This window comes from Ruegeria sp. HKCCD6604, from assembly GCF_013110635.1.
GTDB lineage: Bacteria > Pseudomonadota > Alphaproteobacteria > Rhodobacterales > Rhodobacteraceae > Ruegeria.
On sequence record NZ_WVQW01000003.1, the window covers coordinates 21963 to 38861 of the forward strand.

At 58.0% G+C, this 16899-nt stretch carries 17 protein-coding genes; 15 read left to right on the forward strand and 2 right to left on the reverse strand.

Features of this window, described 5'->3' with window-relative positions:
- Positions 1 to 56: 56 nt before the first annotated feature.
- Positions 57 to 929: an amidohydrolase gene (locus GS614_RS10150; RefSeq protein ID WP_171726178.1), complete on the reverse strand. Its 873-nt coding sequence runs from the start codon at positions 927 to 929 to the stop codon at positions 57 to 59.
- Positions 926 to 1939, reverse strand: a complete 1014-nt coding sequence (locus GS614_RS10155; protein WP_171726179.1) for an ester cyclase — start codon at positions 1937 to 1939, stop codon at positions 926 to 928. The genes GS614_RS10150 and GS614_RS10155 overlap by 4 nt, the downstream gene beginning before the upstream one ends.
- 152 nt (positions 1940 to 2091) lie before the next feature.
- On the opposite strand from GS614_RS10155, the gene GS614_RS10160 reads away from it, so the two are divergent.
- The 15 genes from GS614_RS10160 (at position 2092) to GS614_RS10230 (ending at position 16785) form a co-directional block, all read left to right on the forward strand.
- Complete coding sequence (locus GS614_RS10160) at positions 2092 to 3138, forward strand: ABC transporter ATP-binding protein (protein ID WP_152460110.1); 1047 nt, start codon at positions 2092 to 2094, stop codon at positions 3136 to 3138.
- A gap of 75 nt (positions 3139 to 3213) precedes the next feature.
- Entirely contained in the window at positions 3214 to 4422 is a 1209-nt protein-coding gene (locus GS614_RS10165) for an ABC transporter substrate-binding protein (protein WP_171726180.1), read from the forward strand.
- A gap of 66 nt (positions 4423 to 4488) precedes the next feature.
- Complete coding sequence (locus tag GS614_RS10170; RefSeq protein WP_171205944.1) at positions 4489 to 5511, forward strand: carbohydrate ABC transporter permease; 1023 nt, start codon at positions 4489 to 4491, stop codon at positions 5509 to 5511.
- 1 nt (position 5512) lies between these two features.
- Positions 5513 to 6667, forward strand: coding sequence for a carbohydrate ABC transporter permease (locus GS614_RS10175; RefSeq protein WP_171726181.1), 1155 nt, complete (start codon positions 5513 to 5515; stop codon positions 6665 to 6667).
- Positions 6668 to 6794: 127 nt separating this feature from the next.
- Positions 6795 to 7325 (forward strand): ester cyclase, encoded by a 531-nt coding sequence (locus GS614_RS10180; protein WP_171726182.1) that lies wholly within the window; start codon positions 6795 to 6797, stop codon positions 7323 to 7325.
- A gap of 11 nt (positions 7326 to 7336) precedes the next feature.
- Positions 7337 to 8668, forward strand: a complete 1332-nt coding sequence (gene hisD / locus GS614_RS10185; RefSeq protein ID WP_171170235.1) for a histidinol dehydrogenase — start codon at positions 7337 to 7339, stop codon at positions 8666 to 8668.
- The gene (locus GS614_RS10190) at positions 8665 to 9717 is read left to right on the forward strand and encodes an ester cyclase (protein ID WP_171726183.1); all 1053 of its coding nucleotides are present in this window, start codon (positions 8665 to 8667) and stop codon (positions 9715 to 9717) included. Before hisD ends, GS614_RS10190 begins: the two co-directional genes overlap by 4 nt.
- Complete coding sequence (locus tag GS614_RS10195) at positions 9717 to 10481, forward strand: SDR family NAD(P)-dependent oxidoreductase (RefSeq protein WP_171726184.1); 765 nt, start codon at positions 9717 to 9719, stop codon at positions 10479 to 10481. The genes GS614_RS10190 and GS614_RS10195 overlap by 1 nt, the downstream gene beginning before the upstream one ends.
- Positions 10481 to 11524 (forward strand): LacI family DNA-binding transcriptional regulator, encoded by a 1044-nt coding sequence (locus GS614_RS10200; protein ID WP_216597841.1) that lies wholly within the window; start codon positions 10481 to 10483, stop codon positions 11522 to 11524. Before GS614_RS10195 ends, GS614_RS10200 begins: the two co-directional genes overlap by 1 nt.
- Positions 11521 to 12510 (forward strand): ester cyclase, encoded by a 990-nt coding sequence (locus tag GS614_RS10205; RefSeq protein WP_171726185.1) that lies wholly within the window; start codon positions 11521 to 11523, stop codon positions 12508 to 12510. The genes GS614_RS10200 and GS614_RS10205 overlap by 4 nt, the downstream gene beginning before the upstream one ends.
- A gap of 191 nt (positions 12511 to 12701) precedes the next feature.
- A complete protein-coding gene (locus tag GS614_RS10210; RefSeq protein WP_171726186.1) occupies positions 12702 to 13667 on the forward strand; it encodes a cupin in 966 nt (321 codons plus the stop codon).
- On the forward strand, positions 13664 to 14266 hold the full coding sequence (locus GS614_RS10215) for a trans-aconitate 2-methyltransferase (RefSeq protein WP_171118386.1): 603 nt from the start codon (positions 13664 to 13666) through the stop codon (positions 14264 to 14266). The genes GS614_RS10210 and GS614_RS10215 overlap by 4 nt, the downstream gene beginning before the upstream one ends.
- 10 nt (positions 14267 to 14276) lie before the next feature.
- Positions 14277 to 15401, forward strand: a complete 1125-nt coding sequence (locus GS614_RS10220; RefSeq protein ID WP_171726187.1) for a cobalamin-independent methionine synthase II family protein — start codon at positions 14277 to 14279, stop codon at positions 15399 to 15401.
- The gene (locus tag GS614_RS10225; protein ID WP_171205936.1) at positions 15398 to 16093 is read left to right on the forward strand and encodes an alpha/beta fold hydrolase; all 696 of its coding nucleotides are present in this window, start codon (positions 15398 to 15400) and stop codon (positions 16091 to 16093) included. Before GS614_RS10220 ends, GS614_RS10225 begins: the two co-directional genes overlap by 4 nt.
- On the forward strand, positions 16090 to 16785 hold the full coding sequence (locus GS614_RS10230) for an RraA family protein (RefSeq protein ID WP_171170220.1): 696 nt from the start codon (positions 16090 to 16092) through the stop codon (positions 16783 to 16785). The genes GS614_RS10225 and GS614_RS10230 overlap by 4 nt, the downstream gene beginning before the upstream one ends.
- Positions 16786 to 16899 lie beyond the last annotated feature (114 nt).

The window sequence follows — 16899 nt, forward strand, 5'->3', positions numbered from 1 at the left end:
ATTGCCAAGCCGTTTCAGAAAACCGATGCAGGAAGTCCGGTTTGTCGTTTCCGGCGCTATTCAATGCGATAGAAACGTTCTGACGTGCCGCGAAAGACGTCGTCCAGCATCGCCCCCGGGATGAGCGTCTCATGCCGGGAAACGGTTTCCTTGTAGGTCGAGGTAAGGCTGTCGACCGGGAAATTCGATCCGAACATGCAGCGATCGGCGCCAAATTGCGACAGGCAGGTTGAAACGATCGGCGAGACGCTTTCAGCATGCCAGTTGTGGTCGAACATTCCCAGGCCGGAGAGTTTGCAAAAGACATGTGGCAGGTTTGACAAGGCCGTCAATTCATCTGCCCACCGTCGCAACCCTTGCGGGGTCCGGTCGTATGGCGAACCTGCGTGGCAAAGAGCGATCCGGGTCTCCGGGGCCTGTGCAAGGATATTCGCGGTTTGACTCATCAGCACTGGCAGCAGTTGAAGATCAAAGGAAAGACCACGCGCGCCCAGTTGCTTCAGACCGGTCAAGAACTTTGGGTCTTCAAGTATCGCGTTCGTGCCAGTTGAGGCGTCTTCACCCGGAGCGCGGCCAATAATCTGACGAACGCCACGCACCGAAGGCAGGGTTTGAAGGCGGTCGAGCTGTGCATCCAGATCATCCGAGGTCAGATCGCAGAATGCCACCTGCACCAGCGGCCAGTCAGGGAACTGGTCGGCAACGGATTGTACCCACTGCGCCTCGGCCCAGGGTTCAGCGGCGCCGACCTGAATGTGAACCGAAGCGCCGAACCCCATGGCTTCGGCGTCTGCGCGAAATTCCGGGAGCAAATAGTCCCGCTGGATGGAAGACGGATCGCCGAAAAATCGAACGATACCTTTCTCCATGAGCCAGGGGTAGTGCACGGCCGAAAGGTCCCACAGGTGGTGATGCGCATCTATCCTCATGATGCTTCAATCCCGGTGGTGCGCGCCAGAATATCCACACCCTGCCCTTTCCAGAAATGCAGCAAGTCGATGAAGATCCAGTTTTCGGCCAGCTTGTCTTCGACGCGGCGATAGATATCGATCACCCTGAATTCGCCGGGTTTTCCGGTGGCCGGCATCCCCATGAAACCCCCTGTGGGTGTGGCAGTGAAGTTGGGCCATCCAAAGAAGCCGCCGTAATGCCCTTCGGCCAGACGGCAGACGTGATTGGTCTTTGACCGGTCCGTGAAGGCGGCGCGAAACGGGCCAGAGTGTTGTCTGGCATAGCGTTCGATCGTGTAGGTCGCGCCAATTCCTTCGGGGCCCCACCATATCATGTCCTGGTGCCACGTGCGCGCCAATTCTTCTTCCAGCGACAGTCCGCTGTCCCAACGGCCCAGATCCGCGATCATCGCGTTGATGACCGCCAGCGTTTTTTCGCCTTCGTCAGCGGGTTGCTCATCATGCAGCAAACCATCATGGGACCTTGGTCCGGGCTGCACCAAATGCGCCGCGGTCTGCGGGGGAAACGGGTACTGGCCAGCCTGGACCATCAAGTGCGGGATGTCGAAATACATCGCTGTTTCGACAATTCTGCCACCAGCCACCTTGTAGAACGCGCAATATCGCAGGAACGCCATCTTGCCGGTCGGGCGAATACCCAACCACGGTCGGTCGAACAGCCCCATCAGATGGCCCATGGCGACAACCCAAACGTCGGTTTCTTTCCGCAACGAGTTTTGCCCCGCAAACAGAATATCCACTCGGTTCTGCAAATGAGCAAGGCTGCCCTTCAGCGGCTGCCAGAATTGCCGGGCAACCTGTTCGGCGCCGTTGATTTCGTTGAACGGATGAAAGCCGCGCCACCTCGAATCCGGAGCGCAAAATTGGCTCATCACCTTCGGAGTTTCCGTCACTGCGGCGGATTCCAATGCGGTGTGAAACGCAGAGACTAGTTTTTTTTCTGTCTGAAAGTTCACGGTATTTACCATTGTAGTCAAAGTTTTGCGAGCGGCGTGAAGCCAGGTTGAGTCGGGTTTTTCCGCTATTTTTGCATACGTATGCAAAAAAGTCTTGCCTGATTTGATACATGCGAATTACAGTTTTGCAAACGTATGCAAAACGATTCCTTGCAGGGGGCACCATGGCGGAAATTCAATTGCGGAACGTCGGCAAGCGATGGGGCTCATTCGTTGGGGTTCACAATTTCGACCTGACGATTGCAGATCGTGAGTTTCTGGTGCTGCTCGGCCCATCAGGCTGCGGCAAGACAACCACCATGCGAATGATCGCCGGGCTCGAAGACGTGACGGAGGGCGAAATCCTTGTCGACGGCAACGTAGTCAATGATCTGGAACCCAAGGACCGTGACGTGGCGATGGTGTTCCAAAGCTACGCTCTGTATCCCAACATGAACGTTTACGAGAACATCCGCTTTCCGCTGAAAGTGCGTGGTATCGACCCGGCAACACACGACGAGAAAGTGCGCCGCGCCAGCGCCATGGTTGAACTGGACGATTTCCTGCATCGCAAGCCAGCCGAGTTGTCGGGTGGTCAGAGACAGCGTGTGGCACTGGCACGTGCCATCGTGCGCGAACCCAACGTGTTCCTGATGGACGAGCCGTTGTCCAATCTGGACGCCAAGCTGCGGGTTTCCACTCGGGCCCAGATCAAGAACCTGAGCCATGAGCTGGCTGTAACCACCATTTACGTCACCCACGACCAGATCGAGGCCATGACCCTTGCGGACCGCGTCGTCGTGATGAAACAGGGCGTGGTTCAGCAGGTCGGAAGCCCGACCGAAATTTATGACCGTCCCGCGAATACGTTCGTCGCCAGCTTCATCGGTTCACCCGCCATGAATTTGATGGACGGCGAAGTGGCGGGCGGAATATTCCGCGCCGAACATGTCGAAATTGCGGTGGATGCACCGGATGGCCCAATGACACTGGGTTTCAGGGCCGAAGATGCCAGCCTTGCCGATGGCAAAGGTCAGATCACCGCTCCGATCTATACGCTGGAACTGCTGGGCGATGCGACCATGATCTCGGTTCGGGTCGGCGGAGCTCTGGTTTCGGTGAAAGCAGACAAAGCATTCCGCGCCGAGATTGGCGAAACGGTCTCGTTCTCGGTGCCAACGGATATCTGTCACCTCTTCGAAGCTGGAAGCGGTGCGCGGATCGGGGGCTAACCCCACAAACGGCCCGCAAGGGCATAACACCGGTCCGGACGTCGACGACGGACCGATCCTGACAGGGAGAAACCTATGAAACTCAAGACGATCCTCATGGCCGGTGCCATGTCCATCGCGACCGGCGCGTGGGCAGATTGCGCCTTTGAAAACGAAGTGCCGCTAAAATCGCTGTCCGCCGGTTTTGAAGCGTGGAAAGCCGTCACCGATGCGATGGCAGAATGCGGCAATTTCAGCGCATCGCTGGATCAGGAATTCCGCGAAAAGCAGCCCGAAGCATTTGCTGCGGATCCCGCGCTTTATCAGATCGGCGGTGTTTCAAACGCGACCCTGGTGCCGTTGCTGAACGCAGGCACGATCCGTCCGCTGGATGATCTGGTCGAAAAATACGGCCAGGACCTGCTTCCCAACCAGTTGATCAAGGTCGATGGCAAGACCATGGCCATTGCAATGATGGTGAATGCGCAGCACCTGATGTATCGCGATGATGTTCTGGCTGAACTGGGCATCGAAGAACCAAAAACCTATGATGACGTCCTGGCCGCAGCTGCCAAGATCAAAGAAGCCGGCGTCATGGACTATCCGATCGGGGGAACGTTCAAGACTGGTTGGAACCTCGGCCAGGAATTCGTCAACATGTACCTTGGCGAAGGCGGCTCGTTCTTTGGCGACGGCAACGTTCCAACGATTAACAACGAGCAGGGCGTCGCTGCGCTGGAAACACTGAAAGCCATGACCGAGTACATGGATCCGGAATATCTGGTTTCCGACTCGACATACGTGCAGCAACAGTTCCAACAGGGCAAGATCGCCATGGCGAACCTTTGGGCCAGCCGTGCCGCCGCGATGAATGATGAGGCCGAAAGCCAGGTCGTCGGCAAAGTCACCATGGCAGCCGCTCCTATGGGTTCGGCAGCGCCGGCAACCACCATCTGGTGGGATGGCATCGTTCTCGCTTCGAACATGAGCGACGAAGAGGCCGACGCTGCATTCCGCGTCGCGCTTGAGGGCATGGACGGCGAAATGGTCAGCGCAAACAACGACGTCGCTGTTTGGCTGAGCCCTGCCTATTCAGCGGGTGCTTTGGCGGCAGGAGCAGCCGCTTCGGCTGAAGCGGGCGCAAAGGCTTACCCAGCATCTGGCCCGATGGGCATCATGCACACCGCACTGGGCAACGGTCTGGCCGACTACCTGACCGGCGCCAAGGATGCTCAGACAACGCTGGTGGATATCGAGGCAGATTACATCACTGCCGCGAAAGAAGCAGGTCTGATCAGCAACTGATCCTCCCGTGGGAGGGCTACGGCCCTCCCGCCCCTTCCCCTCGAGAGTCATGAGAAAGGCAGAGCCATGAATTTCCGGACATTTGCCGCATTTGTCGGCCCCTCTGTCTTTATGATGCTTCTCTTTATCGCGTTTCCTCTGGTCAGCGTGTTCAAGCAGAGTTTTTACGTGACACAGCCGATCTATGAGACGGTCGAAAAGGAAACCTGCACGCCAGGTTTCCTGACGCAGACCTGCGTGACCGAGATGGTTTCGCAGCCAAAGCTCGACGAACATGGCGAGGTCATTACCCAAACCCAATATGTCGGCTTGCAAAGCTATCGCAACGTATTGGAGCCTGAACGCGCATGGCGCGCTATTAGCGACGGCAGTTGGCATGTGCTGTCTACGATCAACTTCTGGAAAGCGCTTCGGTTCACGCTGACCTTCACATTGATCACTCTGCCACTGGTGGTCGGGTGCGGGCTTGGGATCGCAATACTGATCAACAACGCGGCGCGGTCCATCCGCGGTCCGGTGATCTTTGTGTCCTTGCTGCCCTTCATCATCACACCCGTAATCGGAGTGCTGTCGATCAACTGGCTGTTCCGGGGCGACGGCATCCTGACCGCAATGATGGAATGGTGGCTGAACCGGGACATCGCCCTTTTCGCCCAAGCCTGGACCATCGAAGTACTGATGATGCTCTACCGCGTCTGGCATGTGGCACCCTTTGCAGCAATCGTCTTCTACGCTGGGCTGCAAACGGTCAATCAGGACAGTCTTGAAAGTGCCGTGATTGACGGTGCGACCCGTTGGCAGCGCTTGAAATACATCGTCATTCCACACCTGATGCCACTGATCATTTTCGTGTCGATGATCCACCTTATGGACAGCTACCGCGTGTTCGAAGAGATCGTCGGTTTTTCGAGCCAGGGCTACGTCATCTCGCTACAGTGGTTGACCTTCGATTACCTGACGCCGGATCAGGCCGGCAACCGGTCGATCAGCCGGGCGTCCGCCAACTCGATGCTGACCATGATCGGTGTCGTCATCCTGCTTATCCTTCCGCTGCGCCGTACATGGCGCGACCATAAAGGAGGTCACTGACATGTCCTCGCGTGCGCTTCGCCAGCCCTTAAGCCTGCGGTTGACCTCGAACATCTTCCTTGCGCTCTGGTGCCTGATCGCGGCCTTTCCGATCTTCTGGATCGTGGTCATGAGCTTCAAATCACCCGTCGATGCGTTCGACAGCAACGCGCTGAACGTGATCTTCGGGCCGGCCACGCTGAGCGTCGGAAAGGGCTTGTCGCTTCTGGATATCATTCTGGGCATCGCGGTTATCTGGGGCGCGATCTTCGCTGCCACCAAAACACTGCCTTCGATGATAAAGTCCTACACCAAGCCCGGTCAGGAATGGTTCGGCTGGCTGATCGGTGTGCTGTCCTTGCTGGTGGGTTTCCTGCTGGTGTTCTTCGTGGTCCTGCCTGCAATCCTGAACGTGTTGAACCCGCTGTTTGGCCCACTGGGACGGGATGTGCTTGGTCTGACGACCGAGCATTACAAAACCGTCTGGATCGACCGGGGTTTTTCAAACAACTTCAAGAACTCGCTGATCGTAACGACGGGTGTGGTGACAGTGTCGCTGACCGTGGGCACATTGGCGGGCTACGGTCTAGCGCGGTCAGGATCAACGTTGGCCTTCTGGATCCTGATCGTCGCACTGGTGTTCCGGGCATTGCCGCATTCTGTTCTGGTGGCGGGCTATCTGCCGGTGTTCATCAACTCGGCCGAATGGCTCAGCCCGATCTTGGGTGAGAACGCACCAACCTTGTACGGCAAGCCTTTTGCGGTGATCGCTGTTCTGGTTGCGATCAACCAGCCATTTACGATCTGGATGCTGCGCTCGTTCTTCCAGAACATCCCGGCCGAGCTGGATGAGGCCGCCCGCGTGGATGGATGCAGCCACTTTCAGGCCTTCCGCCGTGTCATCATGCCGGTGATGTGGCCAGGCGTGATCACAACAGGACTGTTCAGCTTCTTGCTGGCGTACAACGATTTTCTGGTCACCGCGCTGCTGCTTGATGCGCAGAACCAGACCATGGTTCCCGCCATCGTCGGCATGTTCAATCGCGAGACCACGACAACCGATCAGGTCGTTGCGGTTGCCGCTGCCGTGTCGATCACCGCGCCTTTGATCTTCCTCGTGCTGATTTTCCAGCGCCAGATTGTCAGCGGTCTGACAGCCGGGGCGGTGAAAGGCTGATGAGCAAGAACGCCCGACATAACGCCATTTCGCGCCACCCGGCGCTGAAAAGGATGCCGAGGGACTTTCTGAGCATTGGGGCCGCACGTCCCAATCCCTCCCTTCGGCAACCTCAAAGGATAGAAAAATGAAAGGTTCCCGTCCCGAACAAGCGGTTCTGACCCGCGACACGGACATGAGCAAGACGGAAGACACGCGCCGCGTGATCGAAACAATGGTTGATGGTCTGAATGATCACCGCATTGATGACATCGGTGAATTCTTCGCCGAAGGTTTTCGCTGGATGGGCAATCAGGGCTGCGGCACCAAGACCGGCCTGCAGGAATTTCAGGATAACTGGCAGCGCCCGTTTCAAGCCGCGTTTTCGGATAAGGTCTGCGTTGACGAAGCGCGCCTTTACATGGGTGAATGGGCCGCCGCCTTCGGCCGCCAGGAAGCCACGCATTCCGGCGAATTTCTGGGCATTGCCCCCACAGGCAAGCGTGTCGAAATCAGGTACATGGACTTCTGGAAAGTGGTCGACGGCAAGATTGTCGACAACTGGGTAAATGTCGACTTTGCCCACGTCGCCGCTCAGCTGGGCGTGGACCTGTTCAACGGCGAAGGCTGGGAAGCATTTGACCGCGGCGAGAAGACTCCGCCACGGCCGGAAAACTGAGGATTGGAAAGATGGCAATCGAGTATCTTAAACGCGGCAAATCCGATGCGGATCGGGCGGAAGATGATGCCAAGACCCGTGCCGTGGTTGAAGCGACGCTGAAAGACATCGAAACCCGTGGGGATGCCGCGGTGCGCGAGCTGAGTGAGAAGTTCGACAACTACTCACCTGCCTCGTTCCGCCTGAGCCAGCAGGAAATTGATGACCTGATCGGGCAATTGTCCGATCGTGAGCTGGCCGATATCAAATTCGCGCAGGAACAGGTGCGCAACTTTGCGCAGGCGCAGCGGGATTCAATGCTGGACATCGAGGTCGAAACCCTGCCCGGTGTCATTCTGGGGCACAAAAACATCCCGGTGCAATCCGTGGGTTGCTACGTTCCGGGCGGCAAGTTCCCCATGGTCGCCTCGGCGCATATGTCGGTGGCGACCGCTTCGGTCGCCGGTGTTCCGCGCATCATCGCCTGCACGCCCCCGTTTCAGGGCAAACCCAATGCAGCGGTAATTGCCGCCATGCACTTGGGTGGCGCGCATGAGATCTATGTCATGGGCGGCATTCAGGCCATCGGGGCCATGGCATTGGGCACCGAAACAATCGATCCGGTTCACATGCTTGTTGGCCCCGGCAACGCCTTTGTCGCGGAAGCCAAACGTCAGTTGTTCGGTCGTGTCGGGATCGATCTTTTTGCAGGGCCGACCGAAACGATGGTCATTGCCGACGAGACAGCCGCAGATGCGGAGCTGTGCGCAACCGATCTGCTGGGGCAGGCCGAGCATGGATACAACAGCCCCTGCGTTCTGCTGACCAACTCACGCAATCTGGCCAATGACACCCTGGCCGAGGTCGACCGGCTGCTGGGCATCCTGCCAACCGCAGATACCGCAAAGGTGTCGTGGGACGAATATGGTGAGGTGATCGTTTGCGACACTTATGATGAGATGTTGCAGGTTGCCGATGACATCGCCTCGGAACATGTACAGGTGATGACCGACCGAGACGACTGGTTCCTTGAAAACATGACCTGCTATGGGGCGTTGTTCCTTGGGCCGCGCACCAATGTTTCGAACGGGGACAAGGTGATTGGCACCAACCACACGCTGCCCACCAAAAAAGCCGGGCGTTACACGGGTGGTCTTTGGGTTGGTAAATACCTGAAGACGCACAGCTATCAAAAAGTTCTGACCGATGAGGCCGCGACGCTGATCGGCGAGTATGGCTCGCGCCTGTGCATGCTTGAAGGGTTCGTTGGCCACGCGGAACAATGCAACGTTCGTGTGCGCCGATATGGCGGAATCAATGTTCCCTACGGTGCGCCCGCCCCTTACCGGGACGCTGCTGAATGAGTGACAAACACACACATCACAAGGCCCTGATCGAACCGCTCAGGGCTGCGATGTACGATTTCGATGAGGCCGGCGTACGCCGGGCTTTGGCGGAGGTCACGTCACCGGATGCCGTGTTCCGTCTGTGTCATCCCTTTGGGGACAGCGTCGGCAGTGATGCTTTCTATGACACTGGCTACAAAGACTTACTGGCGGCCTGGCCCGATCTTGAAAGACGGGATTACATCGTCATGGCCGGCCCGGATGAGTTCGGCGCAGATTGGGTCGGGTGTGGCGGCTATTACACCGGTGTTTTCACCGGCCCCTGGCTGGACATCCCGCCGACGGGTCATCAAGTCACGATGCGGTTTCATGAATTTTACCGCTTCGAAAACGGCAAGATCGTCGAGATGCAGGCCCTTTGGGACATCCCCGAAGTCATGATGCAGGCGAATGCCTGGCCGATGGCACCCAGCCTGGGCCGTGAATGGCATGTCCCCGGCCCTGCCACTCAGGACGGGTTTGTCCCCGGCCCTTATGATGAAGCCAAGGGCAAACAGACCTGCCAGCATATCATCGACATGCTGGAGCATCTCAAGAAACACCCGTCCCAAGGCGGCCCCGAAGTGATGGAGATGGAACGGTTCTGGCACCCGCGCATGAACTGGTACGGCCCTTCGGGCATCGGCACCGGGCGCGGGTACGCGGGGTTCCGAAATTGGCATCAGATCCCATTTCTGAACGGTATGCCGGATCGCGGGCAGTTCGTGGACGACATCACCTATCACTTCTTCGGTGACGGGGAATATGCAGCTGTGACGGGCTGGCCCAACATGATCCAGACCGTCACAGACGATGGTTGGATGGGCATCGCTCCGTCAGGCAAGAAGATCACCATGCGCAGCCTCGATTTCTGGCGTTTGGAAAACGGCAGGATCCGGGAAAACTGGGTGCTGGTTGATTTGCTGGATGCCTACCGGCAGCTTGGCGTTGACGTCTTTGCCCGCCTGCGGGAATTCAACAAGGCCCGCAATTTGGGCCGTATTGAAATACCGGATGGAATGCGCTGATGACGGAATTGCCACGCACCCCTTCGTTTTCTCTGAACGGAAAAACAGCCCTCGTTACCGGAGCCTCGTCGGGTATCGGTCAGGGTTGTGCGGTGGCTTTGGCCGAGGCAGGCGCGCATGTTGTTTGTGCGGCCAGAGGGGCGGACCGGTTGAACGACACCGTCTCCGCCTTGCGAGATCACGGCTGGTCGGCCGAAGCGCTTGTGATGGATCAGGGTGATCTGGATGCCCTGAAAAAGCTTTTCGATCACCGCACCTTCGATATCGTGGTGAATTCAGCGGGCGTGGCGCGCCACAGCCCGGCCATCGAAACCACGCCCGATGACTTTGATGTTGTCACCAACGTCAATTTGCGTTCGGCCTATTTCCTGTCGGCCTACGCCGCCCGCGCTTTGATCTTGGCAGGAAAGCCGGGATCGATCATCCACATCTCCAGCCAGATGGGGCATGTCGGTGGGGTCGACCGGGCGCTTTATTGTGCGACCAAACATGGGCTTGAGGGCATGGTCAAATCCATGGCCATCGAATGGGGCAAACAAGGCATTCGGATCAACACTGTCTGCCCGACTTTCATCAGAACCCCCCTGACCCAATCCACTTTCGACAATCCTGAACGCGCCGCGTGGATCATGGAAAAGATCAAGTTGGACCGGGTCGGAGAGGTCGAAGACATCATGGGCGCGGTGCGTTATCTCGCGTCAGACGCCTCTGCACTGGTCACCGGCACGTCAATGCTTATCGACGGGGGTTGGACGGCAGATTGATGGCGGAAAAAGTAACATCCCTTCAGGTCGCCCAACTGGCTGGTGTCAGCCAGTCCGCCGTCAGCCGCGTATTCACGCCCGGCGCGTCCGTCAGCAAAAAGACCGAAGAGAAGGTGCGCAAAGCCGCTGCTGAACTGGGCTATCGTCCAAACGTTCTGGCCCGCGCCATGGTGTCCGGGAAAAGCCGGATTATCGGTTTGGTGGTAGGCTACCTGGATAACTATTTTTATCCGGAAGCGCTCGAGAAGCTGTCCAACGCCCTTCAGGAGCAAGGCTATCACGTGCTGATCTTCATGGCCTCACGATCGGCCGGGAACATCGACGATGTGATGGAAGAGATTCTTGATTATCAGGTGGATGGCGTCATCCTGGCCTCGGTGCCCATGTCGTCGGATATCGCCATGCGCTGCCAACAGGCCGGGGTGCCAGTGGTGCTGTTCAACCGCAGCCAGGACATCGAGGGCATCACCACGGTCACGTCCGACAACTATGCCGGCGGCCGCAAAGTCGCGGAATTTCTGCTAGCCGGTGGGCACCAACGGATTGCCTATATCGCAGGTTGGCAAGGGGCCTCGACGCAGCGGGACCGCGAAGCCGGGTATCGCGCCGCACTGGCCGAGGCCGGGCAGGAACTGTTTGCCCACGAAGTAGGGGAGTTTCACACGGAAAACGCCCGTACAGCAGCCCGTCGGATGTTCGATGTCGCCCCTGAACGACGGCCGGATGCCGTATTTGTGGCCAATGATCACATGGCATTGGCGGCGATGGACGTGATCCGTTTTGAACTTGGCCTGCGCGTCCCCGAGGATGTCTCGGTCGTGGGTTATGATGACGTGCCGCCGGCCGGTTGGCCGGCTTACAATTTGACAACGATCCGGCAGCGGGCCAACCTTATGGTGGCCGAAACCGTTGCCGCACTTTTCGAACATATCGACACCCCGGCGAAAGCCGAACCGCGCAAAGTGGCCATTGATGGACCACTGGTTGTGCGGACCTCGGCCCGATTGCCAAAGGGGTGGGCCCCACAAAGGACAGAGACATGAAAGGCTTCGATCCGAAATTCCGGGATTTTCCGGACTACATCATCGGCATCACCAAAGAGATCTGGGAAGATCGGGGGATCGCCACGCTGCATGAGTATTACAGCGATGACATCGTCGTCCGTTCGCCTGGTTCGGTTGTTTTGGGCAATCAGAATGTCATTGGGGCCACAATGGCAACGCTGGCCGAGTTTCCGGATCGGCAGCTGCTGGGCGAAGACGTGATTTGGTCCGGCACACCGGAAGAGGGCATGTTGAGCTCTCATCGGATCATTTCAACGGCCACGCATTTGGCCGAGGGTGTCTATGGCAAGCCCACCGGCACCAAGCTGCGTTACCGGATTCTTGCGGATTGTCACGCCATCGACAATCAGATCAACGATGAATGGCTGATCCGCGATCAGGGCGCGATTGTGCGCCAGATGGGCTGGGATCCCAAGGAATACGCCGCTGATCTGATTGCCCGGGAAGGCGGCAAAGAGAACTGCGTCAAACCTCTGACGCCCGAAATCGATCAGCCTGGACCGTACAAAGGCCATGGGAATGACAATGAATGGGGGCAGCGCTACGCCGACGTTCTGACGCGTATCATGAACGCAGATATGGGCGTGATCGGTTCAGAATATGACCGCGCTGTTCAGTCAGAATATGTGGGTGGCGTAACCGGGCATGGCTGGCAGGCCATCGACCGCTTCTGGATGGGTCTGCGGGCGAGTTTTCCGAATGCGGAATTCAAGATCGAGCATCAGATCGGGCGAGATGACCCCGATATGCCTCCGCGTGCGGCAATTCGCTGGAGCCTTTGGGGCAAGCATGACGGCTGGGGCGTATTTGGCGCACCGACCGGTGCGCATGTTTATGTCCTCGGGATCAGCCACGCTGAATTCGGCGCACTTGTTGCGGGGCAGCCGCAGTTGCGCCGTGAATACACCCTGTTCGATGAAACCTCGGTCTGGAAGCAGATCCTGTTGCAGAACGGCGAGGTCTGAGTGGGCCGCCCGGTCTCATATCGAATCCTGTCGGGCGGTCTGTCCGAGCCCCGAACCGTTCGGCGTTTCCATATGTACCGTCAAAGCCTGAGGGCGCGGCGACTGAATCTGCGCCCGCCCGGAAAGTAAGGGCCTGTCCTTATTGGGCACACGAGCTTTCTTTCCAAAAACGTTCAATCGGATCGTACGTCATGACAAAATCATCCATCCCTTCCCGCATAGTCCGCTATGGCGAGCTTCAACCCTGTAAAACCGCTTTTATCGATGCCCATACTCCCGGCAGCGATCAAAAAGAGAACTTCACGATAATCGGCGGCGGCGTCTCGGAATCTCCGGACCAGCATGTCCACATCACTGACAAGATCGGTTTCAACATCGGAGCGGCCGGGCAGCCGCCGAAATGCCGCAACTCACTGCACAGCCACACCACCGCCGAGGTCTTTTTCGTTGCCAAGGGTCGTTGGCGGTTTTTCTGGGGCCGCTATGGCACGGCCGGGGAATTCATCGCCGAGGAAGGAGACATCTTCAACATTCCAACGGGTATTTTCCGGGGCTTTGAGAATGTCGGCCAGGATTACGGAATGATTATGTCGATCCTGGGCGGAGACGATGCGGGTGGCGGCGTCACCTGGGCGCCTCAGGTGATCGAAGATGCACAGGCACATGGTCTGATGCTGGGCGACAATGGCGTTCTGTACGACTCCAAACTGGGCCAGGAACTGCCGCACAATGTCCGCCCGATGCCTTTGCTGACCGAAGAACAGCTGAAAAGCTATCCCGAAGTTCCTGTCGAAGATGTGGTCGGCAAATACGTTGCGCGGTATTGGGATCTAATGGCGTTGTCGGCCAAAAAGCCCGCAAAGGTGATTGGCGAAAACGCGTTGATCAAGGACAAACCCGGATTCGAGGTCGATTTTCTGGGGCGCGGATCCGCAGTGACCCAACCGATCGCTGCCGAGAAACCAGTGGTTCTGATGCCGGCCAGCGGTCACTGGCGTGTTTCGATCGACGGGTACGAAACCTCGATCTCGGTGGGCGACACGGCCTTGGTTCTTCCCGGCGAAACCTATGGCGTTCAGCCATCTATGACCGGACAGGCGGGCCTGTACCGCATCACCGCAACCGATGACCCGGCAGGAGCGACCTGGACAGGATGAACGCGGACCCGAATGACACCCACGCCGTTTATGAACGGCAGGCGACCGAATATGACAGGCGCCGTTCCAAGGCCCTGTTCGAAGCGCGCTGGTTGGCGCGCTTCACGGCCAGCCTGAAGCCGGGTGACCGCGTATTGGACCTGGGCTGTGGTTCGGGCGACCCGATTGCCCGTTGGTTCATGGCCGAAGGGTTTGACGTCACGGGTATCGATTTTTCCGACGCCATGCTTGCCATTGCCCGCGACCGTTGGCCCGATGGCGACTGGCGCAACGCGGATATGCGGAGTTTTGAACTGGATCAACAGTTCGACGGCATCATTGCCTGGAACAGCTTTTTCCACCTTACGGCGGACGAGCAGAAAGACTGTATCGCCCGGATGGCGCGCCATTTGCGACCCAAGGGAATGCTCATGCTGACCGTCGGACCTCGTGCCGGAGAGGTCAGCGGCACAGTGGGATCAGAGCTTGTCTACCACGCCTCGCTGTCCCCGGCCGGTTACGCCGGGTGTCTTGAGAAAAACGGGCTGCAAATGACCGGATACCTGGCCGAAGATCCAGAGGCCCAAAGCCACACGATCCTGATGGCACGAAAAATTTAAGGAGGTCCCCATGACCGAAAAAACAACACATGTTGGCTCTCTGCCCCGAACGCAGGACGTCGTGGATTATATTTTTGCCCGCGAAAACGGCGAACCTTATGACACAGGCGCCTTTGATACCTGCATGGCCAACGCCGTGGCCGAAACAGTGCGCAAACAGGTCGAAGCCGGTGTTGATATCGTCAGCGACGGCGAAACTTCGAAAATCTCCTATGCGACCTATGTCAAGGATCGCTACACCGGGTTTTCGGGCGACAGCCCTCGCAATGCACCGGCAGACTTGAAGATGTTCCCCGGCTTTCTGCAAAGACTGGCCGATGACGGCGGTACGCCACAATACGCAAGGCCGATGTGCACGGGTGAGGTGCGATCAAAAGGGCATGGTGAGTTACAAAAGGACATCGCCAACCTCAAAGCGGCCATGGCTCAACACGGGGCCGAGCGCGGTTTCATGAATGCCGCGTCTCCCGGAGTGATCTCGTTGTTTTTGCAGAATGATTTCTACCCTACGCGAGAGGCCTATCTGGCAGCGTTGGCCGACGCGATGAAGGACGAATACGAAACCATCGTCGCCGCCGGGTTGGACCTGCAACTGGATTGCCCCGATCTTGCCCTGTCGCGCCACATGCTGTTCACCGACCTGTCGGATGAGGCGTTCATCAAGATTGCCGACATGCATGTCGAGGCCCTGAACCACGCGCTTCAGAACGTCCCGCAGGATCGGGTACGGGTACATATTTGCTGGGGCAACTACGAAGGCCCGCATTGCTGCGACATCGCCATGGACAAGGTCTTCAGCACCCTGATGGCGACCAAGTCGCGCTATGTCCTGTTCGAAACGTCCAATCCGCGGCATGCCCATGAATGGACTGTCTTCCGGGACCGCAAGGCCGAGATTCCCGATGACAAGGTTCTGGTGCCCGGCGTGGTCGACACCACGACCAATTTCGTCGAACATCCCGAACTTGTGGCCCAACGGATTGACCGGTTCACGGAAATCGTGGGACCGGACCGGGTGATCGCGGGCAGCGATTGCGGCTTTGGCACTTTTGCGGGTTTCGGCGCCGTCGATCCCCAGATCGCCTATGCCAAGCTGGCGGCGTTGTCCGAAGGGGCAAAGCTGGCTTCGGCATGAAACCTCTGATCTTGTTGCCGGGCATGATGTGTGATGCCCGGCTTTTTGGCCCCCAGATCAATGCTCTGTCGGGCAGAATGCCCGTGATGACCTTTCCGTTGTCTCATCACGACAGCATAGAGGCCATGGCCCAGGATATCCTTGGAAATGCGCCGCCGGTCTTCGCGCTGGCCGGGCTGTCCATGGGGGGTATCGTGGCCATGGAGGTAACGCGCCAAGCCCCCGAACGTGTTTCGCGTCTGGCCTTGCTTGACACCAATCCAATGGCAGAAAAGCCAGAGGTAAAAGCGCGTCGCACGCCGCAGATATCCGCCGTTCGCAACGGTCAGATGAGGACCGTGATGCGTGACGAGATGAAGCCCGGTTATCTGGCTGACGGACCGAACCGGGGGGCGATTCTGGATCTGTGCATGGCAATGGCCACCGACCTGGGCCCTGACGTTTTCATACGTCAGTCCAAGGCGCTTATGAACCGACCGGACCAAAGCGAGACGCTGACGGCTTATACCGGAAAGGCTCTGGTCTTGTGCGGACGTGAAGACCGGCTTTGCCCAGTTGAACGCCACCGACTTATGCATGATCTGCTGCCACGAAGCGCGCTTGAGATCATCGGCGACGCGGGCCATCTCCCGACATTGGAACAACCTGAAAAAACAACAGCGGCGCTGTCCCGCTGGCTGGAGGACACATGACACCGTCCCTTTTGTCTTTGCTTCGCAAAGTCGATACGCCAACTGTCTGCAATGCCATAGAGGTGGCACAGGGCAGGCGCGGATTCGACAGGTTCACGCGTGGCACCATGCTAAGCTCGGCCCCCGAAGGGCCTGCCATCGTCGGCTATGCGCGCACCGCCAAAATTGCTGCGGTCAATCCCCCGACCGAGCCGCCCGACGTCATCAAAGCCCGACGTATGGCCTATTACAAGTACATGGCCGAGGCACCCGGCCCTTCAATCGCCGTGATCGAGGATCTGGATTATCCCGATTGCATCGGCGCTTATTGGGGTGAGATCAATACGACGGTTCACAAGGGTTTCGGCATGTCTGGCGCTCTGACCAACGGTGTCATGCGGGATCTCGGGGATTTGCCCTCAGGGTTCCCGGTTGTCGCTGGTTCCATCGGACCGAGCCATGGTTTCGTCCACGTCCGCGAGATTGACACTCAGGTTTCGATTTTTGGTCTGACAGTTGACCCCGGTGATCTTGTTCACGCCGATCGTCATGGCGCATTGGTCATACCGAATGATGTCGTTGATCAATTGGAAGCTGCAATCCATAAGCTTTTGGCGACAGAACGTATTGTTCTGGACGCAGCCCGCGAGCCCGCGTTTGATTTCGAAGCATTCGAAACCGCCTGGGCCGCCTTTGAAAAAGCACGGGTCTGATCACAAGGGTCGGAGACAATGAAAGCCGGCTGGGTGAAATGCACTTACAAGCCCCTTGCTCGTCAACCCAGAGCAAGACGGCCTCTGCCAACGCAATGCCCGTGACGAAGGGTT

What these genes read in the sequence shown, in the direction of transcription:
- GS614_RS10165 (WP_171726180.1), top strand. Translation starts at nt 3,214, where the DNA reads ATGAAACTCAAGACGATCCTCATGGCCGGTGCCATGTCCATCGCGACC.
- GS614_RS10150 (WP_171726178.1), bottom strand. Translation starts at nt 929, where the DNA reads ATGAGGATAGATGCGCATCACCACCTGTGGGACCTTTCGGCCGTGCAC.
- GS614_RS10210 (WP_171726186.1), top strand. Translation starts at nt 12,702, where the DNA reads ATGACAAAATCATCCATCCCTTCCCGCATAGTCCGCTATGGCGAGCTT.
- GS614_RS10180 (WP_171726182.1), top strand. Translation starts at nt 6,795, where the DNA reads ATGAAAGGTTCCCGTCCCGAACAAGCGGTTCTGACCCGCGACACGGAC.
- GS614_RS10215 (WP_171118386.1), top strand. Translation starts at nt 13,664, where the DNA reads ATGAACGCGGACCCGAATGACACCCACGCCGTTTATGAACGGCAGGCG.
- GS614_RS10230 (WP_171170220.1), top strand. Translation starts at nt 16,090, where the DNA reads ATGACACCGTCCCTTTTGTCTTTGCTTCGCAAAGTCGATACGCCAACT.
- GS614_RS10220 (WP_171726187.1), top strand. Translation starts at nt 14,277, where the DNA reads ATGACCGAAAAAACAACACATGTTGGCTCTCTGCCCCGAACGCAGGAC.
- GS614_RS10195 (WP_171726184.1), top strand. Translation starts at nt 9,717, where the DNA reads ATGACGGAATTGCCACGCACCCCTTCGTTTTCTCTGAACGGAAAAACA.
- GS614_RS10155 (WP_171726179.1), bottom strand. Translation starts at nt 1,939, where the DNA reads ATGGTAAATACCGTGAACTTTCAGACAGAAAAAAAACTAGTCTCTGCG.
- GS614_RS10175 (WP_171726181.1), top strand. Translation starts at nt 5,513, where the DNA reads ATGTCCTCGCGTGCGCTTCGCCAGCCCTTAAGCCTGCGGTTGACCTCG.
- GS614_RS10200 (WP_216597841.1), top strand. Translation starts at nt 10,481, where the DNA reads ATGGCGGAAAAAGTAACATCCCTTCAGGTCGCCCAACTGGCTGGTGTC.
- GS614_RS10225 (WP_171205936.1), top strand. Translation starts at nt 15,398, where the DNA reads ATGAAACCTCTGATCTTGTTGCCGGGCATGATGTGTGATGCCCGGCTT.
- GS614_RS10190 (WP_171726183.1), top strand. Translation starts at nt 8,665, where the DNA reads ATGAGTGACAAACACACACATCACAAGGCCCTGATCGAACCGCTCAGG.
- GS614_RS10160 (WP_152460110.1), top strand. Translation starts at nt 2,092, where the DNA reads ATGGCGGAAATTCAATTGCGGAACGTCGGCAAGCGATGGGGCTCATTC.
- hisD (WP_171170235.1), top strand. Translation starts at nt 7,337, where the DNA reads ATGGCAATCGAGTATCTTAAACGCGGCAAATCCGATGCGGATCGGGCG.
- GS614_RS10205 (WP_171726185.1), top strand. Translation starts at nt 11,521, where the DNA reads ATGAAAGGCTTCGATCCGAAATTCCGGGATTTTCCGGACTACATCATC.
- GS614_RS10170 (WP_171205944.1), top strand. Translation starts at nt 4,489, where the DNA reads ATGAATTTCCGGACATTTGCCGCATTTGTCGGCCCCTCTGTCTTTATG.